The organism is Chelativorans sp. YIM 93263, assembly GCF_028767125.1.
GTDB lineage: Bacteria > Pseudomonadota > Alphaproteobacteria > Rhizobiales > Rhizobiaceae > Chelativorans.
Genome location: NZ_JAKCWP010000002.1, coordinates 452,609 through 468,806, shown reverse-complemented (window position 1 = coordinate 468,806; position 16,198 = coordinate 452,609). Strand labels below are relative to the sequence as shown.

At 61.9% G+C, this 16,198-nt stretch carries 14 protein-coding genes; 2 read left to right on the top strand and 12 right to left on the bottom strand.

Translation table 11 applies throughout. The features are described from left to right. Positions 1–184 precede the first annotated feature (184 nt). Complete coding sequence (locus LY631_RS06415; RefSeq protein ID WP_274424303.1) at positions 185–1,570, top strand: aspartate aminotransferase family protein; 1,386 nt, start codon at positions 185–187, stop codon at positions 1,568–1,570. Positions 1,571–1,808: 238 nt separating this feature from the next. Here LY631_RS06415 and mmsB read toward each other — a convergent pair whose 3' ends face one another. The 4 genes from mmsB to LY631_RS06395 all read right to left on the bottom strand — a co-directional run bounded on the left by mmsB (position 1,809) and on the right by LY631_RS06395 (position 5,549). After that, positions 1,809–2,696: a 3-hydroxyisobutyrate dehydrogenase gene (mmsB, locus tag LY631_RS06410; protein WP_274424302.1), complete on the bottom strand. Its 888-nt coding sequence runs from the start codon at positions 2,694–2,696 to the stop codon at positions 1,809–1,811. A 111-nt stretch (positions 2,697–2,807) separates the two neighbouring features. Then, complete coding sequence (locus LY631_RS06405) at positions 2,808–3,977, bottom strand: isobutyryl-CoA dehydrogenase (RefSeq protein ID WP_274424301.1); 1,170 nt, start codon at positions 3,975–3,977, stop codon at positions 2,808–2,810. A 101-nt stretch (positions 3,978–4,078) separates the two neighbouring features. After that, complete coding sequence (locus tag LY631_RS06400) at positions 4,079–4,510, bottom strand: VOC family protein (RefSeq protein ID WP_274424300.1); 432 nt, start codon at positions 4,508–4,510, stop codon at positions 4,079–4,081. Positions 4,511–4,763: 253 nt separating this feature from the next. Continuing rightward, the gene (locus tag LY631_RS06395; RefSeq protein WP_274424299.1) at positions 4,764–5,549 is read right to left on the bottom strand and encodes a TSUP family transporter; all 786 of its coding nucleotides are present in this window, start codon (positions 5,547–5,549) and stop codon (positions 4,764–4,766) included. Between the two features lie 272 nt (positions 5,550–5,821). On the opposite strand from LY631_RS06395, the gene LY631_RS06390 reads away from it, so the two are divergent. Further along, entirely contained in the window at positions 5,822–6,199 is a 378-nt protein-coding gene (locus tag LY631_RS06390; protein WP_274424298.1) for a hypothetical protein, read from the top strand. A gap of 28 nt (positions 6,200–6,227) precedes the next feature. On the opposite strand, the gene LY631_RS06385 is transcribed toward LY631_RS06390, so the two are convergent. From LY631_RS06385 to LY631_RS06350, 8 genes are all read right to left on the bottom strand, one after another. Continuing rightward, on the bottom strand, positions 6,228–7,859 hold the full coding sequence (locus tag LY631_RS06385) for an ABC transporter ATP-binding protein (protein WP_274424297.1): 1,632 nt from the start codon (positions 7,857–7,859) through the stop codon (positions 6,228–6,230). Then, positions 7,856–8,725 (bottom strand): ABC transporter permease, encoded by an 870-nt coding sequence (locus LY631_RS06380; protein WP_274424296.1) that lies wholly within the window; start codon positions 8,723–8,725, stop codon positions 7,856–7,858. Before LY631_RS06380 ends, LY631_RS06385 begins: the two co-directional genes overlap by 4 nt. After that, entirely contained in the window at positions 8,722–9,666 is a 945-nt protein-coding gene (locus tag LY631_RS06375; RefSeq protein ID WP_274424295.1) for an ABC transporter permease, read from the bottom strand. The genes LY631_RS06380 and LY631_RS06375 overlap by 4 nt, the downstream gene beginning before the upstream one ends. A gap of 115 nt (positions 9,667–9,781) precedes the next feature. After that, positions 9,782–11,263, bottom strand: a complete 1,482-nt coding sequence (locus tag LY631_RS06370; protein WP_274424294.1) for an ABC transporter substrate-binding protein — start codon at positions 11,261–11,263, stop codon at positions 9,782–9,784. Between the two features lie 99 nt (positions 11,264–11,362). Continuing rightward, complete coding sequence (locus LY631_RS06365; protein ID WP_274424292.1) at positions 11,363–12,640, bottom strand: acetylornithine deacetylase/succinyl-diaminopimelate desuccinylase family protein; 1,278 nt, start codon at positions 12,638–12,640, stop codon at positions 11,363–11,365. A 77-nt stretch (positions 12,641–12,717) separates the two neighbouring features. Beyond that, positions 12,718–13,638, bottom strand: coding sequence for a lipid A biosynthesis lauroyl acyltransferase (locus LY631_RS06360; RefSeq protein WP_274424291.1), 921 nt, complete (start codon positions 13,636–13,638; stop codon positions 12,718–12,720). A gap of 161 nt (positions 13,639–13,799) precedes the next feature. Continuing rightward, positions 13,800–14,828 carry a zinc-binding dehydrogenase gene (locus tag LY631_RS06355; protein WP_274424290.1) on the bottom strand — a complete coding sequence of 343 codons (1,029 nt, stop codon included), beginning with the start codon at positions 14,826–14,828 and terminating at the stop codon, positions 13,800–13,802. 127 nt (positions 14,829–14,955) lie between these two features. After that, positions 14,956–16,176, bottom strand: a complete 1,221-nt coding sequence (locus LY631_RS06350) for a beta-ketoacyl-ACP synthase (protein ID WP_445082854.1) — start codon at positions 16,174–16,176, stop codon at positions 14,956–14,958. Positions 16,177–16,198 lie beyond the last annotated feature (22 nt).

The window sequence follows — 16,198 nt, the reverse complement described above, 5'->3', positions numbered from 1 at the left end:
TTTAATCGACGCATGATGAGTCTGCCGGGCAAAAGCTTCCCGCTCTACCCGAGCTTGAAGGTGTCGCGACGCACGCGGCACACAGAGCTTTTGCGGCTGTGCGCGCGGATCGGATATTCGCCGCCAGCCGTCGTTTGATTCTCTTGGCACTTGCGAGATCGATTCAAACGGAGACTCTAATTCCATGGCTTACCAAAACTTTTCCCTGGCGCAGCTTCAGGGCTTCGATGCCGCGCACCACCTGCATCCTTTTACCGATCACAGGGATCTGCGCGCCGCAGGCTCACGCATTATCACCCGCGCCGACGGGGCCTTCGTCTATGACACGGAAGGCAAGGAGATCCTCGACGGCATGGCGGGGCTCTGGTGCGTGAATGTCGGCTATGGCCGCGAAGAGCTGGCGGAGGTCGCTTACGAGCAGATGAAGGAGTTGCCCTATTACAATTCTTTCTTCCGCTGCTCCACGCCGTCGCCCGTTCTCTTGGCAAAGAAGCTGGCGGAGATCGCGCCGGCAAATATCAGTCAGGTATTCTACGGCTCGTCGGGCTCGGAGACAAACGACACGGCCTTGAGGCTGGTGCGGCATTACTGGGCGCTGGAGGGCAAGCCGGAGAAAAACCGCATCATCTCACGCCAGTGGGCCTATCACGGCTCGACTATCGCAGGCACGTCGCTGGGTGGAATGGCGGCCATGCACGGCCAGCTCAACGGGGCAGTGCCAAATATTTCGCATGTCATGCCGCCTTACGCTTTCGAACTGAAGGAGCCGGGTGAGAGCGAGCATGATTTCGGCCTGCGTGCGGCAAAGGCCGTGGAAGACGCAATTCTGGAGGCCGGGCCGGAGAATGTCGCTGCCTTCATCGGCGAGCCCGTCATGGGTGCGGGGGGCGTGAAAATCCCGCCGGAAAGTTACTGGCCGGAAATCCAGCGAATCTGCCGTAAATACGACGTCCTGCTGATGCTCGACGAGGTAATCACCGGCTATGGCCGGACGGGCGAATGGTTTGCCGCGCAGAGGATCGGTATTGAGGCCGACACGATCAGCACCGCCAAGGCGCTGACTTCGGGCTATCAGCCGCTTTCAGCACTTCTGGTAGGCGATCGCATTGCCTCGACGCTGGTGGAGAAGGGCGGTGAGTTCTTCCACGGATACACCTATTCCGGTCATCCCGTGGCTTGTGCCGTGGCGCTGAAAAACCTCGAAATCATCGAGCGGGAGGGGCTGATCAAGCGCGTTCGCGAGGAGACTGGACCATATTTCGCCGACTCGCTGAAGGAGCGCATTGCCAATCATCCGATCGTGGGCGAGGTACGCAGCTTCGGGCTGATGGGGGCAATCGAGATCGTGGCGGATAAGGAAACACGCGAGCGTTTTCCCGGGGAAGGTGCGGCCGCAACGAGCGTGCGGGACCATGCCATCGAGGACGGGCTGATGATGCGGGCTGTCGGCGACACAATGATCCTCTCCCCACCGCTGATCTGGACGTGCGAGACGATCGATCTGGCGTGCGACCGGATTGTCGCAGCTCTGGACCGGGCGGAGCAGGATCAGCATAAATCGAGGGGCTGAATGCTGAAAACCGCGCTCTCCGGGGAGAAACGCGGTGATCAAAACGCCGTCACTGTCGCCCTCGCGGGAATACGCAACGCTTGCGAGGGCGGCCACTCCGGTACGCGAGACCTGATCCGGAGCCTGGAGGCCGTGACATCCGCCTCGTTTTCCGTTTTACCCGGACATGGTTACCGGGAGGTTAGCAAGATCTTGAACAAAGCTTAACTTCGGGATTTTTTTGTGGCGGCGCTTCTGGTTATTTTCCGGCCGCTCCCCGGAGGAAATTGATGATGGCGGAGAAATCCTTGTCGCCGTTGCCCATTGTCTCGAACAGCGCATAGAGTTGTGCTGCTTCCGCGCCCAGCGGGGTTGCCGCGCCGTTGTTCTGGGCCGCTTCCTGGGCAAGGCGCAAATCCTTTAGCATCAGGGCGGCGGCAAAGCCCGGCTGGTAATCCCGATTGGCAGGGGAGGTGGGCACCGGCCCCGGAACCGGGCAGTAGGTGGTGAGCGACCAGCACTGCCCGGAGGACGTGGAGGCGACATCGAAGAGCGCCTGATGCGAAAGGCCGAGCTTTTCGGCCAGGACGAAGGCTTCTCCCACGCCGATCATTGAGATGCCGAGAATCATATTGTTGCAGATCTTGGCCGCCTGACCGGCCCCGCCATCGCCGCAATGGACGACGCGGCCCGCCATGGGCTGAAGGATCGGTTCGGCCTTGACGAAGGCCGCCTCGGAACCGCCGGCCATAAAGGTCAGCGTACCGGCCTCCGCGCCGCCGACACCGCCGGACACAGGAGCATCTATCGACAGCAGGCCGTGTTCGGCGGCAATATCGTGGGCTTTGCGCGACGAATCCACGTCGATGGTTGAGGAGTCGATGAAGAGCGTGCCCCTGGTTGCCTTCGGCGCGATATCTTCATAGACCGACAGGACGTGCTTACCCGCCGGAAGCATGGTGATAACCACCTCCGCGCGTTCGATAGCCGCGGCCGCGCTTGCGGCCGGCTTGACGCCGCTTGCTTCAGCCTTCTCCAGATTGGTGGCGACGAGATCGAAGCCGTGCACCTCATGCCCGGCCTTGATCAGATTGGCCGCCATGGGAATTCCCATATTGCCGAGGCCGATGAAGGCGGTGGTGGTCATTTTGGTTCTCCTCCCGATGAATGGCAGTATGGCAATTGGGCGTTAGGGGGAATAAAGGGTGAGGGACGACCCCATCGCTGAGCGTATCAAAACCACTGCTGCCCTATCGCCTTACTGTTTTCCCACCAAATGCCGCGCGATGATCAGGCGCATGATCTCGTTCGTGCCTTCCAGTATCTGATGTACGCGCAGGTCGCGCACCAGCTTCTCCAGCCCGTAATCCTGCAGATATCCGTAGCCGCCATGAAGCTGGAGCGCGTCGTTGGCGACATCGAAGCAGGTGTCCGTGACGAAGCGCTTGGCCATGGCCGACCATTTGGAGGCATCGGGTGACTTGGCGTCCAGCTTGGAAGCGGCGGTGTAAAGAAGCACACGCGAGGCGTTCAGGTTCGTTTCCATGTCGGCCAGCTTGAATTGCAGGGCCTGGAAGCGATTGACCGGCTGGCCGAAGGCTTGCCGCTCGGCCGTGTAGGCTAGGGCTTTCTCATGCGCGGCCTGTGCCCCGCCGAGCGAGCAGGCGGCAATGTTCAAGCGGCCACCGTCGAGGCCGGCCATCGCGATTCGGAAGCCTTCACCCTCACTGCTGAGAAGGTTTTCGGCGGGCACACGGCAATCCTCGAAGACGACCTGGCGGGTGGGCTGCATGTGCCAGCCCATTTTCTTCTCCAGAGGTCCGAAGGAGAGGCCGGGCGCATCCTTCGGGACGAGCAGTGTCGAGACGCCGCGCGGCCCATCCTCGCCCGTGCGCACCATGACGAGGTAGATATCCGTTTCGCCGGCGCCGGAGATGAACTGTTTTGTTCCGTTCAAGACGTAATGATCGCCATTTTTCACGGCTTTGGTTTTGAGGGCGGCGGCGTCCGAGCCGGATCCGGGCTCGGTAAGGCAATAGCTGGAGAGCCACTCCATCGAGGTCAGCTTCGGCAGGAAACGCTGGCGCTGGTCCTCGCTACCGAAACTGTCGATCATCCAGGCGACCATATTATGGATGGAAATGTAGGAGGAAAAGCCAGGGCAAGCGGCTGCTAGAGCCTCGAAGATAAGCACAGCATCCAGCCGTCCGAGAGCCGAGCCCCCGACGTCTTCCCCGCAATAAATGCCACCAAAGCCGAGCGGACCCGTCTCGCGGATGACATTGACCGGGAAATGTTTTTTCTCATCCCATTCCAGCGCTAACGGGGCTACATGATCGGCCGCGAAACTCCGCGTCATGTCCTGGATCGCGCGCTGGTCCGGATTCAACTCGAACTGAGCGCTGTCGCTCTCGATGAGGGCATCCATGGCATCCTCCCAAACTTCCTCCGCATATCAGTTTAGTGCATTGGAGAGCGCGCGCAATGCGTGCTTGGACAAAGCCGGTGTGCGCAAGGCGGCACGGCGGTCTATTCCTCCGGCGCCTCATGCGCTTTCGGCCAGTAGGTGCCGATTGTCCAGATATTGCCCTCGGGATCGCGGCAGATGAATTCGCGGCTGCCATAGTCGCGGTCGACCGGTTCCTCCAGGATTTCGGCTCCGGCCTTGACCGCCTGGTCGTATGTGACGTCGAACCGCTCGACGGCGATATAGATGGACTTTCCACCGTTCTGGCCGGGCTCGCCGACCATTGCACCAAAACTGTCCTCCGATGCCTGCCCGAGTATGATGATGGAAGAGCCAAGCGCAAGTTCCGCGTGAGCGACCTTACCGCCCTCGCCATATCGCGCATGGACCGAGAAGCCGAACGCGCGAACAAGCCAGTCGATCATCGCTGCCGGATCGCGGTATCGAAACGTGGGGAATACGCGTGGGAACTGGATGGTTACGGACTTGGACATGGTGGCTCCTCCTGTGAACCGACGGATAGCCTACCATTCTATGAGGGATCATCAAGCAGACTGACCCGTCCTATTGTTCCCGCGCGGCTGATTAGCCGAAGCTCCCTATGATGTCGTCATCCCTGGCGGAGCGAAGCAGAGACCCGAGATCCATGCCGGAGCCTTCGTGTCGGAACTCCACCATCAGAGATCTGGACACGCCCTTGCTTTGCGCGGGCGTTCAGGGATGAAGACGCGGAGAAATGATCTCCGCTTAAAACCCAAGAAATGTCAGCAGGGGATTGTCTTCCTGCGTCAGCAGGCGGAGGGCAAGGGCGAGGCAGACGACGATCAGAAGCGGCTTGATGACCGCTGCTCCTTTTTTCATCGCAAGGGCGGCGCCGAGCCGGGCACCGGCGAACTGGGCAACGCCCATCAACAGGCCGATCTTCCAGTAGACCACCCCGAGGAAGGCAAAGGCGACGAAGCCGCCGAAATTGGACGCAAAGTTGAGGAGTTTGGTGTGGGCGGTAGCCTTCAGAATGCCGAAGCCGGCAAGCGCCACAAAGGCCAGCATGAAAAATGAACCCGCGCCGGGACCGAAGGCACCGTCATAAAACCCGATGACGGGCACGATGGCTATGCCGAAAAGAAAGGGAGAGATGCGCCGGGCACGGTCGATGTCGTCCACGCGGGGCCTGACGGCAAAAAAGATGGCAACGCCGATGAGAAGCACCGGGAGGATGGCTTCCAGAAATTCACCGGGCAGGAAGCTCGCCATCAAGGCACCCCCGACACCCGCGATAAAGGACAGGCAGGCCCACGGAATCTGCGCCTTGAGGTCAACATGGCCCTTTGCCGAATAAGCTATTACGGACGAGGCTGTTCCGAAGATGCTTTGCAGCTTGTTCGTGGCGATTGATTCGACCGGGCCGAACCCGGCAAGCAGGAGCGCAGGAACGGTTACCAGACCGCCGCCGCCCGCGATGGCGTCCATAAAACCAGCGAAAAACGCCGCGAGAGCGAGCAGAAGCGCGGTTTCGACCGCGATGTCAAACATTTGGCAATAATGACCTGCGAGGCAAGGAAGAGGCGCCTTTCCACCACAAAGGCGCGAACGGCACAAGTCAATTTCGCTTTTCAAGCCTTGTGCAATACAAAGGGAGATTACTATTGATCGGACTGACCGGAGGTGTCGCGTGTTGTGGCAAGGCGCGCCGAGAGCCGTGATGCGGTTGCAACATAAGCGCGGCGCAAGGTCGCCATGGCGCGCGAGGGTCCGGTCAGGCCGGCCAATAGTTATCTCCCTTGGTATAAGCGGAGGAGGGGAGTATGCCGGAAAGCATGCCCATCGATTTCGACAGGCCCGAGGCAGATCAGGCGGCCGAGATTCTCCTACTCCTGCGGCTCGTGCTGAACGACGGTGCTGCGAATGAGCAAACGCTCGCGGTTATCCGGCGTGTCGGGTTGCGCGCCTTCGGCATAAGCGCCCCCTCCATGGCCAGACTGGAAGCGCTGATTGCCAGCTATGGGATCGAGCAGGCAGAGGCGGGAGCGGAGTTCCGCTCACGTCCGCGAGCGGAGCGGCGGCGGTTGGCCGCTGCGTTGCTTACCATCGGCCGCTGTGACGAGGCGCTCAAGGGGCGGGAGGGCCGCCTGCGCGGGCGGCTTGCCGCGCTTCTGGACCTGGAGGAAGCGGAACTGAAGTGAGAGTGTTTTAGCTTTACAGCTGCGTGCCCTAAGCTCTCTCGACCTTCTCCAACCGCCGTTCCAATGCCCGTTGCAGATCGGGGGCGGCGGCGACAAGGGCCTTGGCCGGCTCCGTTGCTGGGCGATTGAGAACATCGTTTGTTATGCCGTGCTCAACGATCTCGCCATCATGCATGACCATGACTGTGTCGGTGATCGCGCGTGCGACCGTCAGGTCATGCGTGATGAAGAGATAGGCCACGCCCAACCGCTCGTTGAGATCTGCGAAAAGATCAAGGATCTGTGCGCGGATCGACACATCGAGGGCGGAGACGGGCTCGTCGGCGACGACTAGTTTCGGCTTGGTGATGATGGCGCGGGCGATGGAAATCCGCTGGCGCTGTCCGCCGGAGAATTCGTGCGGATACTTGTCGAGGTCGGAGGTCTGAAGCCCCACCTGTTCCAGTGCCTCGGCCACCAATTCGCGCCTGCGCGCCTGACCCGGCTTCTCATCGAGCAGGTGAAGGGGCTCCGCCACGAGACGCTCCACCTTGTGGCGCGGGTCGAAGGAGCCATATGGATCCTGAAAGACCACCTGCATATTGCGGCGGGCCGGGCGAAGGGCGGCTTCGCTTTTGGCGCTGATGTCCTCGCCCAAGAAGGCGATGGCGCCGCTCGTCGGGCGGTCGAGCGCAAGAATCATGCGGGCGAGGGTGGATTTGCCGCAGCCGGAGCGGCCGACAAGTGCCGTCGTCTGGCCGGCATCCAGCGAAAACGAGACATTGTTCACCGCGCGGAACGGCTTTGCCGGCCTGAAAAGGGATTCCCGGCGCACGGGATAGTCGCGCGTGACGTTCTGCACGGAAAGGAGCGGCTCCGTCGTCCCCTTCTGCACCGGGGTTTTGGCGCGCGCGGGCACGTGGGTGGAGGCTTCCGCCAACTGCCGCGTGTAAGGGTGGCGCTGTTCGGTCAGCGTGCGGGCGGTCTCGCCTTCCTCCATCACTTCGCCGTGCCGCATGATGGTGATGCGGTCGGACATGTCCGTTACGACGGCGAGATCATGCGAGATGAGCAGCAGGCTCATGCGGTTCTCGTCCACCAGGTCGCGCAGGAGATCGAGAATCTGCGCCTGGAGCACGACGTCGAGGGCGGTGGTGGGTTCGTCGGCAATGAGCAGCTTCGGCTTCAGCGCACAGGCGATGGCAATGACGACGCGCTGGCGCTGACCGCCGGAAAGTTCGTGCGGATAACGGGTGAGCGGAAACTGCTTTTCAGGCAGCCCGACGCGTTCGAGCATAGCGCGGGCGCGCGCTTCCGCATCGGCGCGGTTCGCTCCGGTGTGCCAGCGGATACCTTCGGCCACCTGCTCGCCGATGGTCTTGACCGGATTGAGAGCGGTCATTGGTTCTTGGAAAACCATCCCGATATCGTCGCCACGCAGCCGGCACATGGCGGATTCCGGCGCGGAAAGAATGTCGATCCCGTCGAAGGTAACGCGGCCGCTCGCGCGTGCTCCCTGGGGCAGGAGCTGCATCAATGTCAGCGCCGTCATCGACTTGCCGGAGCCGGATTCGCCGACGAGACCCATCACCTCGCCGGAGGCGACGGAGATATCGACCTCCCTGAGGATCGGCGCTCCGTGGATGGAGAGCGACAGCTTTTCGATTTCCAGCAGGCTCATCGCTCGCGCCTCAGTTTCGGATCGAGGATGTCTCGCAAGCCGTCGCCCAGGAGATTGAGGCCAAGCACGGTGATGACGATGGCAAGACCGGGGAATAGCGCCAGATGCGGCGCGACGGCGATGCGCGTCTGCGCGTCGAAAAGCATGCGGCCCCAGGAGGGCATAGGCGGCTGCGCGCCGAGTCCCAGATAGGAAAGGCCTGCTTCGGCCAGAATGCCCAGTGCGAACTGGATCGTGCCTTGAACGAGCAGCAGATTGGTGATGTTGGGCAGGATGTGCTCGATAGTGATAAGCGTCTTGCCCTTGCCGGAAGCGCGTGCCGCCAGGATGAACTCGCGGGGCCACAGGGCCAGCGCGCCGGCGCGCGCGACACGGGCGAAGACCGGTACGTTGAAGATGCCGATGGCTATGATCGCGTTGACGGCGCCGGGGCCGAAGATGGCGGTGATCATCACGGCCGAAAGCAGGGCAGGAAAGGCGAAGACGACGTCGTTTACCCGCATCAGCATCTCGTCCACCCAGCCGCCGCGGGCGGCGGCCCAAGTACCGAGCGGCACGCCGACACCCATGCCGATACCGACGGCGACGATGGCGACCGCGATGGAGTTGCGTGCGCCGATCATGATCATGGAGAGGATATCGCGGCCCATGTGATCGGTGCCGAAGGGATGTGCGAGCGAGAGGCCCTGCATGCGGTCGGACACCTGCAGGCGTGTGATGTCGTAAGGCGTCCAGAAGAAGGAGGTGAGCGCCATCAGGGCGATGAAGGCCGTGATGATGAGGCCGATCAGGAACGAGCGATTGGTGAGCGCCTTCATAAGAAAATGGCGCTCCGGCGGCGGGGCGAATGCGGACTCGGCGCTCATCGGCGGACCCTCAGGCGCGGGTCGACAACCGCGTAGCAGATGTCGACGACAAGATTGATCAGGACGACGCTCGCCACCAGCAGCATGACGACGCCTTCGACCACGATCAGGTCACGCTGGCTGATCGCCTGGAAGATGAGGCGGCCGAGACCGGGAAGGTAGAAGACGTTCTCGATGATGATCGTGCCGGCCAGCAGAAACGCGAATTGCAGGCCGAGGATCGTGAGAACCGGAATGAGCGCGTTACGCAGCGCATGACGCCAGAGGACCCGCTTGCGCGGCAGGCCCTTGGCGCGGGCGGTGCGGATATAGTCCTCGCCCATGACCTCCACCATGGCCGAGCGCGTAACGCGGGCGAGGATTGCCGCCTGCGGCAGAGCCAGGGAGACAGCCGGGAGGATCAGTGCCTTCATGGCTGCCCATGGTTCATTCCAGCTGGGAAAGCCACCAGCGGGAACCAGTTGCAGGCCGACGGCGAAGACGTAGACGAGGAGCAGGGCAAACCAGAAATTGGGGATCGCCACGCCGACCTGGGCGGTGCCCATGGTGATCGTATCGGCGACGCCGCCGCGCCGGGACGCGGCGAAAACGCCGACAGGAATGGCGATCAACGTGGACAGGAGAAGCGCGATCATGGCGAGCGGAAGGGAGACCGCAAGTCGCTCACCGATGAGATCGATCACGGGAGAGGAATAGGTGATTGAGGCGCCGAAATCGCCGACGGCCATGCCACCCAGCCAATTCAGGTAGCGGGTGACGAGCGGTTGGTCGAGGCCCATCAGAGCACGAAGCGATTGCAGCGCCTCGGGGCTCGCGTTCATGCCCAACATGATGCGCGCGGGATCGCCCGGCAGCACCTCCAGAACGCCGAACACGACGATGGAGGCGACCAGCAGAGTGACAAGCCCGATTGCCAGGCGCTTGAGGAGGAAGGTTGTCATGCGGGGTGGTCCCGAAGCAGCAGGCAATGTCTGCGCCCCTTTGCGCCCCCCTTTGTCCGGCAGGACAGAGAGGGGCAAGGCAGAGCGCAAACTTTGCCGACTTCCCTCAAAGACTTCAGTCCGTCCAGCGGACTTGCGTCAGATCATTGGCCTGGATGGGCATGTTCTCCCACATGCCTTCGAGGTTCACGTCCCACACGCCCGTTTTGGGGAGCTGGAAGAGAAAGCCATTGACCGCATCCTCGGCGATGATGCGCTGGGCGCGGCCATAAAGCTCGTTGCGCTCTTGGGGATCCGTGGTTGCCTCGAGCTCCTCCATCACGGCATCGAACTCGGGATTGTCATAATCGAAATAGTAGTCATCCCGCGCATAGATCTCGATGTCGTTGGGCTCGGTATGGGAAATGATCGTCAGGTCGTAGTCCCTGTTGGTGAAGACCTGTTCTAGCCACTGCGCCCACTCCATCGGGATGATCTCGAACTCTATCCCGATCTCGCGCAGCTGCGAGGCAACGATCTCGCCGCCCTGGCGCGCATAGGTGGGCGGGGGCAACTTCAATGTGGCCTCGAAGCCCTCGGGATAGCCGGCTTCGGCAAGAATCTCCTTCGCCTTTTCTATATCGTGCGGATAAGTGTCCGTCAGATCGACGTAGGCCTCGCTCGCGGGAGAGAAGTGGGAGCCGATCGGAACGCCGTTACCCGACGTCGCGCCGAGGATGATCTCGTCGCGGTTCAGCGCATGAGAGATGGCCTGGCGGACCTGAAGGTTGTCGAACGGCTCCTTGCCGTTGTTCATGGCAAGGATCGTCTCGCCTTCTGTGGCGCCGATGACGACCTCGAAGCGCGGATCGGCTTCGATCTGCGGCAGGGAATCGCTGGCCTGCAGATTCGGGAAAGCCTGAACATCGCCGGACAGAAGCGCTGTGACCGAAGCCGCCGCATCCGGAATGAAGCGGAACTCGGCCTCGTCAAGCGCAACCGGCTCACCCCAGTAGTCGGGGTTTTTCACGATGGTCACGGAAGAACCTTTGGCCCAGTTCTCGAACGTGAAAGGGCCGGTGCCGACGGGGTTCTCCCTGTTGTTCTCTGCCGATTCCGGCGCGACGATCACCGCGTCGCCCCAGCCCATGTTGTACAGGAAAGAGCCCTGGGGATTTTCAAGAGTGACCTCGACCGTGGCGGGGTCGATGACCTCAACGGTTTCGATGGCGGAAAAGAGCTGCTGCTGGGCGTTGGTGGAATCCTCCGCCATGGCGCGTTCGAGCGAGAACTTCACGTCCTCGGCATCGAAGGTGGTGCCGTCGTGGAAGGTAACGCCCTCGCGCAGGTGGAAGGTGTAGACCGTGCCGTCGTCGGAAACTTCCCAGCTTTCGGCCAGGGCGGGCTGCACATTGCCGTTCGGCCCGATGCGCGTCAGTCCCTCGAAGATGTTGGCATAGACGATCTCATCGATTGCTGCGGCTGCGCCTGCGGTGGGATCGAGGTGAGGGGGCTCCAGTACGACGCCGACCACCAGATCGGTGCGCGCGCTCAAAGCCGCAGACCCTGACGTCAGCACCATCGCCGCAGCGCCGAGCATCGTTGCTAAAGTTTTCATGCCATGTCTCCCCGTTTCTTGTTCGCGCGACGGTGCGCTCTTTTCTGGCGCTGATTGAAGCGCGGTTTGATGTGTGAGTAAACGTCCCCCGGAGCGCTTTCAAGCGTTCACACCCCGAAGCAGCGCGTTCAGCCCCATGGCCATAACCGTGGCGGACTGGATCATATCGTCGATGCCGACCCATTCGTCCGGCTGGTGAGCGAGATCGAGCACACCGGGGCCATAGGCCACGCAATCATGCAGATGGCCGAGCCGTGCGACGTGCTTCTGGTCATAAGTACCGGGCGAAATCACGTATTCAGGCTCCTTGCCGAAGACGTCCCGAATGGCGGCGGCCAACGCTTGTGGCACGGGAGCATCCTGCTCGGTCATGGTCGGCAGGACCTCCATGAGATCGCGCATGTGGTAGTCGAAGCGCGAGCGCTCGCGTTTCAGGCGGTCGAGGATCGCCGTCACTTCGCTCTTCACCTCGGCAATGTCTTCCTCGATCAGAAAGCGCCGGTCGATGACCATCCGGCAGGAGTCCGCCACGTTGGGCGAGGGCAGGCCGGGGAAGTGGTCCTCCGTCTGGCCGCCATGGATGGAATTGATGTTCATGGTCGAGCGCCGGGCGCCTTCCGGCACGACGGGCATGGAGGTCTGCTTGCGGTCGAGCGCCGGGAAAAGCTCCTGCTCGAATGCCTCGAGGACCGCGCCCATGTGCCGGATGGCCGAATCGCCGAGGAAAGGCATGGAGCCATGGGCAATGGCGCCGTGGGTCTGGATCTCCGCCCACCAGACGCCGCGATGGCCAAGGCAGATGCGGTCCTTGTTGAGCGGCTCGGGAATGATGACGTGATCGACGCGCGGCCGGGAAAAGAAGCCCTGCTTCGCGAGATGGGCGACGCCGCCAAAGCCGCCAGACTCCTCGTCCACCGTGCCGGAGATTTCGATCGCACCGGGAAAATCGGGAAAAATGGCGAGGAATGCATCTACGGCGATGACAGAAGCCGCGAGACCGCCCTTCATATCACAGGCGCCGCGACCAAAGACCTTTCCGTCGCGTACGGTGCCGGCGAATGGATCGACCGTCCAACCTTCACCGGCCTCTACCACGTCAATATGAGAATTGAAGTGAACAGTCGGGCCGGGGCGGTTGCCCTCGCGGCGGGCGACGACATTGGTGCGCGGATATCGATCATTGTCGCCCGGAGCCCCTTCGCCGCGAATGAGCCGGGTTTCGAAGCCACGGCGGGCAAGGTCGCGCGCAATGTATTCCGCACATGGCGTATAGGCTTCGCCGGGCGGATTGACTGTGGGAAAACGGATCAGGTCGACCGTAAGGTTGACGATTTCATCGGCACGGTCGGCGACCGCTTTGGCAAGCTGCTGGTTCATTCGGGCAATCAAGACTCTGTTTCAATTTTTTGCAAGCAAGGGAGGGTTGCAATGCCACAAGAATATTGGTCCAGACGCTATCTGATCTCCCAACGCTTGTGGAACCACATCCACTGGCCGGGATCGGCGCGAACCCACTCTTCCACGGTATCGTTCAGGAGTTGAGTCATGCGGGTAACGTCGACGGCACCGTTCGAATCGCGCGGCAGGTCGAGCTTTTCGCTGACTTCCAGCCGGAAGCGGCCGCCGGGCAGGCGGATGCAGCGGGCCGGGTATACGTCGCATTCATACTGACGGGCGAGCTTCGGCACGAGCGGGCTCGTGTTGCATTCGCGGCCGAAAAAGTACGTGCGTACGCCCCCTAGGAATTTCTGATCCACCAGCGCGCCGACATTGCCGCCGTCCTCCAGAATGCGAGCGAGCTGTAACGCGGCGCCCGCACGTGAGGCGAGGAGACGGCCCATGGATGCCCGGCGCGTGCGTTCAATGTAGTCGGCGATGAAAGGGTTGTTGGGCGGGCGGAAGAGTGCGGTGACGTCGAGGTCGAAGGTTGCCGCGGCGATCGGCAGGAACTCGAAATTCCCGAGGTGAGCGGTAAAGAAGATATGGGGCTTGTCCTCATTGCGAATGCGCTTGAAGATCTCGGCGCCGGAGACCTCCACGCGTCCCGGTTCGGCTTGTTCAGGGTCGTAGTCGAACAGCTTGTCGAGAAAGACATATTCCGTTGAAAGCCGCGCCATGTTTGCCCACATGTCGGAGGCGATGATTTCGATCTCGTCTTCCGACTTTTCGGGATAGGCTTTGCGCAGGTTATCGAGCGCGAGTTTATGGCGCCCGACGAGCGGGCCAATTCTGCGCGCTGCGCGTTCGGCGAAGCTTAGTGCCTTGTCGGGCGGCAGGCGCCGCAGGAGCGAGAGGATGGCGAGCGCTACTTGCGCCGTCAGCCAATGTTCGGCCGTCTTGAGATTGCGGCCGAGCTTTCGCAGCAGGCGTTTCATTTCGCGCCGGGCAGGGTGCTTGGCTGGGGGCGTGGGCGTCGGCCGTCTTGTAAGTGAAACTGCTCAGGCTTGACTCGAGGATCCATGCCTGAGCCGTCCCGCTTCGCTACGGGAGACAACGATATCAGCAGAGGAGGCCAGCACCGACGCAAAATGGTCTCCTAATCAACCCGCAGGACGATCTTGCCGAAGACATCGCGGGTTTCCATGCGCTCCAGCGCCTTGTCGATATCCTCGAAGCCGACTTCGGTATCGATGACAGGCGTGACGATTCCGGCGGCCATCTTCTGCATGGCGTCGGCCATGTTCTCCATGCGGCAGCCGAAGGAGCCGAAGATCTTCAACTGCTGCTGGAAGAGCTGCATCAGGTTCATGTTCGTCGAGACACCTGAGGTGGAGCCGCAGGTGACGAGCCGGCCTCCGCGCTTCATGCACAGCATGGAGCCCGCCCAAGTGTCGGCACCGACATGCTCGAAGACCACATCCACGCCGCGCTTCTTGGTGATCTTGCGCACGACGCCTTCGAAGCGGTCTTCACGGTAATTGATGACGTGGTCCGCCCCCAGTGCCGATGCCTTTTCGGCCTTATCGTCCGAGCCGACGGTGGTGATAACCGTGCATCCCATGCGCTTGGCGAGCTGGATTGCAGCGGAGCCGATACCGGAACCGCCGGCGTGAACCAGGATCGTCTCGCCCGGCTCCAGCTTCGCGTTGTCAAACAGCATGTGCTCGACCGTGCCAAAGGTGACGGGGGCGACGGCAGCGGCAATCTCGTCCGCTCCGGGCGGGGCAGGGACGAGCAGGCGGGCCGGCAGATTGATCTTTTCCTGGGCAAAACCGTCGAGATGAAAGCCGTGAACGCCGCCGACATGCTCACAAAGATTGTCGCGGCCCTCGCGGCAAGGGCGGCAGAGCCCGCAGGTACGTGCGCCATAGATGGAGACAAGCTGACCGGGAACCAGGTCGCTCACACCTGGACCGACCGCGTCAACAATGCCGGAAGCTTCTGCACCAATGACGAGCGGCAACTTGCGCTTTGCAAACGCCATGCCGCGCCAACCCCACACGTCGATGTGGTTGAGCGCGACGGCAGCGATGCGGACCGTCACCTCGCCCTGGCCGGGGGCGGACGGTGGTGAGATGTCGGCAATTTCGAGATTGCGGTCTGCGACCAGTTGTAGTGCGCGCATGGGTCAATGCCTCGAGGAAAAGCGGATAGCGAGTAGAAAGTAGCGGATAGGAAAGAGCCGAGAGGACGGCAAACTTGCAGATGCAAAACTCACTATTCGCTACCCGCTATTTTGCTATTCGCCCGTTTCATCCTGCTTCCCGAGCCATCACCAGACACGTGTTCTGGCCGCCAAAGCCGAAGGAGTTCGAAAGCACGGTCGCGACCTCCGCCTCTCGCTTGGTGTTGGGAACGACGTCGAGCGCGATGGAGGGATCAGGATTGTCGTAGTTGATCGTGGGCGGGATTACGCCTTCACGCATGGTCATCAGTGAGAAAACCGCCTCCACCGCGCCGGCCGCGGAGAGCGTGTGGCCGATCATCGACTTGTTGGAAGAAATGGGCAGGGTGGGCATCCGCTCGCCAAAAACCGCGGAAAGCGACATATGCTCCATCTTGTCGTTTTCCGGCGTCGAGGTGCCGTGGGCGTTGATATAGTCGATCTCGTCCGCATTCATCCCGGCATCGGACAGCGCGGCTTCCACCGCGGCGATGGCCGGCGATCCATCCGGCTTCGAGCGCGTGCGGTGGAAATCGTCCGCCTTTTCCCCGCAACCGCGCACGATGCCCAGAACCTCCGCGCCGCGGGCCAGGGCGCTTTCAAGCGATTCGAGGACGAGCGCGGCAGAGCCTTCGGCGAGCACAAAGCCGTCGCGATCCTTGGTGAAGGGCTTGGAGGCCTTTTCCGGATTGTCGTTCTGCGTGGAAAGCGCCGAAAGCAGCAGAAAGCGGATGAGGGCCTCGGCGGTCGCCGAGCCGTCGGAACCGATGGCCAGCGCCCGGTCGCATTCGCCCCGGCGAATGGCCTCGACACCGAGCTGGATGGCCGTGGCGCCGGAGGCGCAGGCGGTGGAAAGCGTGACGGGCAGGCCGCGTGTGCCGTATTTTTCCGCCAGCCGGTCGGCTATGGAGGCGAACTGGCTTTCCTCAAAAAGCGCTTTCTCTCTGGTCTCGCGCGCTTGCTGGATCAAGCTGCGCCAGCCCTCCGAGCGATCCGACTCGCCATAAAGACGCAGGCGATTATGCCAATCGAGTTCGACGGGCGGGGAGGCAAGGAAAAGGGGGCCGTCGAAATCGCCACGCGCAAGGTCGGCCTCGGCAATCGCCTCGTCGGCGGCAAGATCGGCCAGCGCATGGGTCAAGGCGCTCGCACCCTGCCGGCTTTCGGGCAGGAAATCGACCATGCCGGAGATGGTGGTCGCCAGATGATCGATGGGAAAGCGGGTAATGCGGTGAATGCCGGACTTGCCATCGGTCAGCGCGGCCCAGTTTTCCTCCTTGCCCTGACCGAGGGACGTGACGACGCCCATGCCGGTCACCGCCACGAGCGGT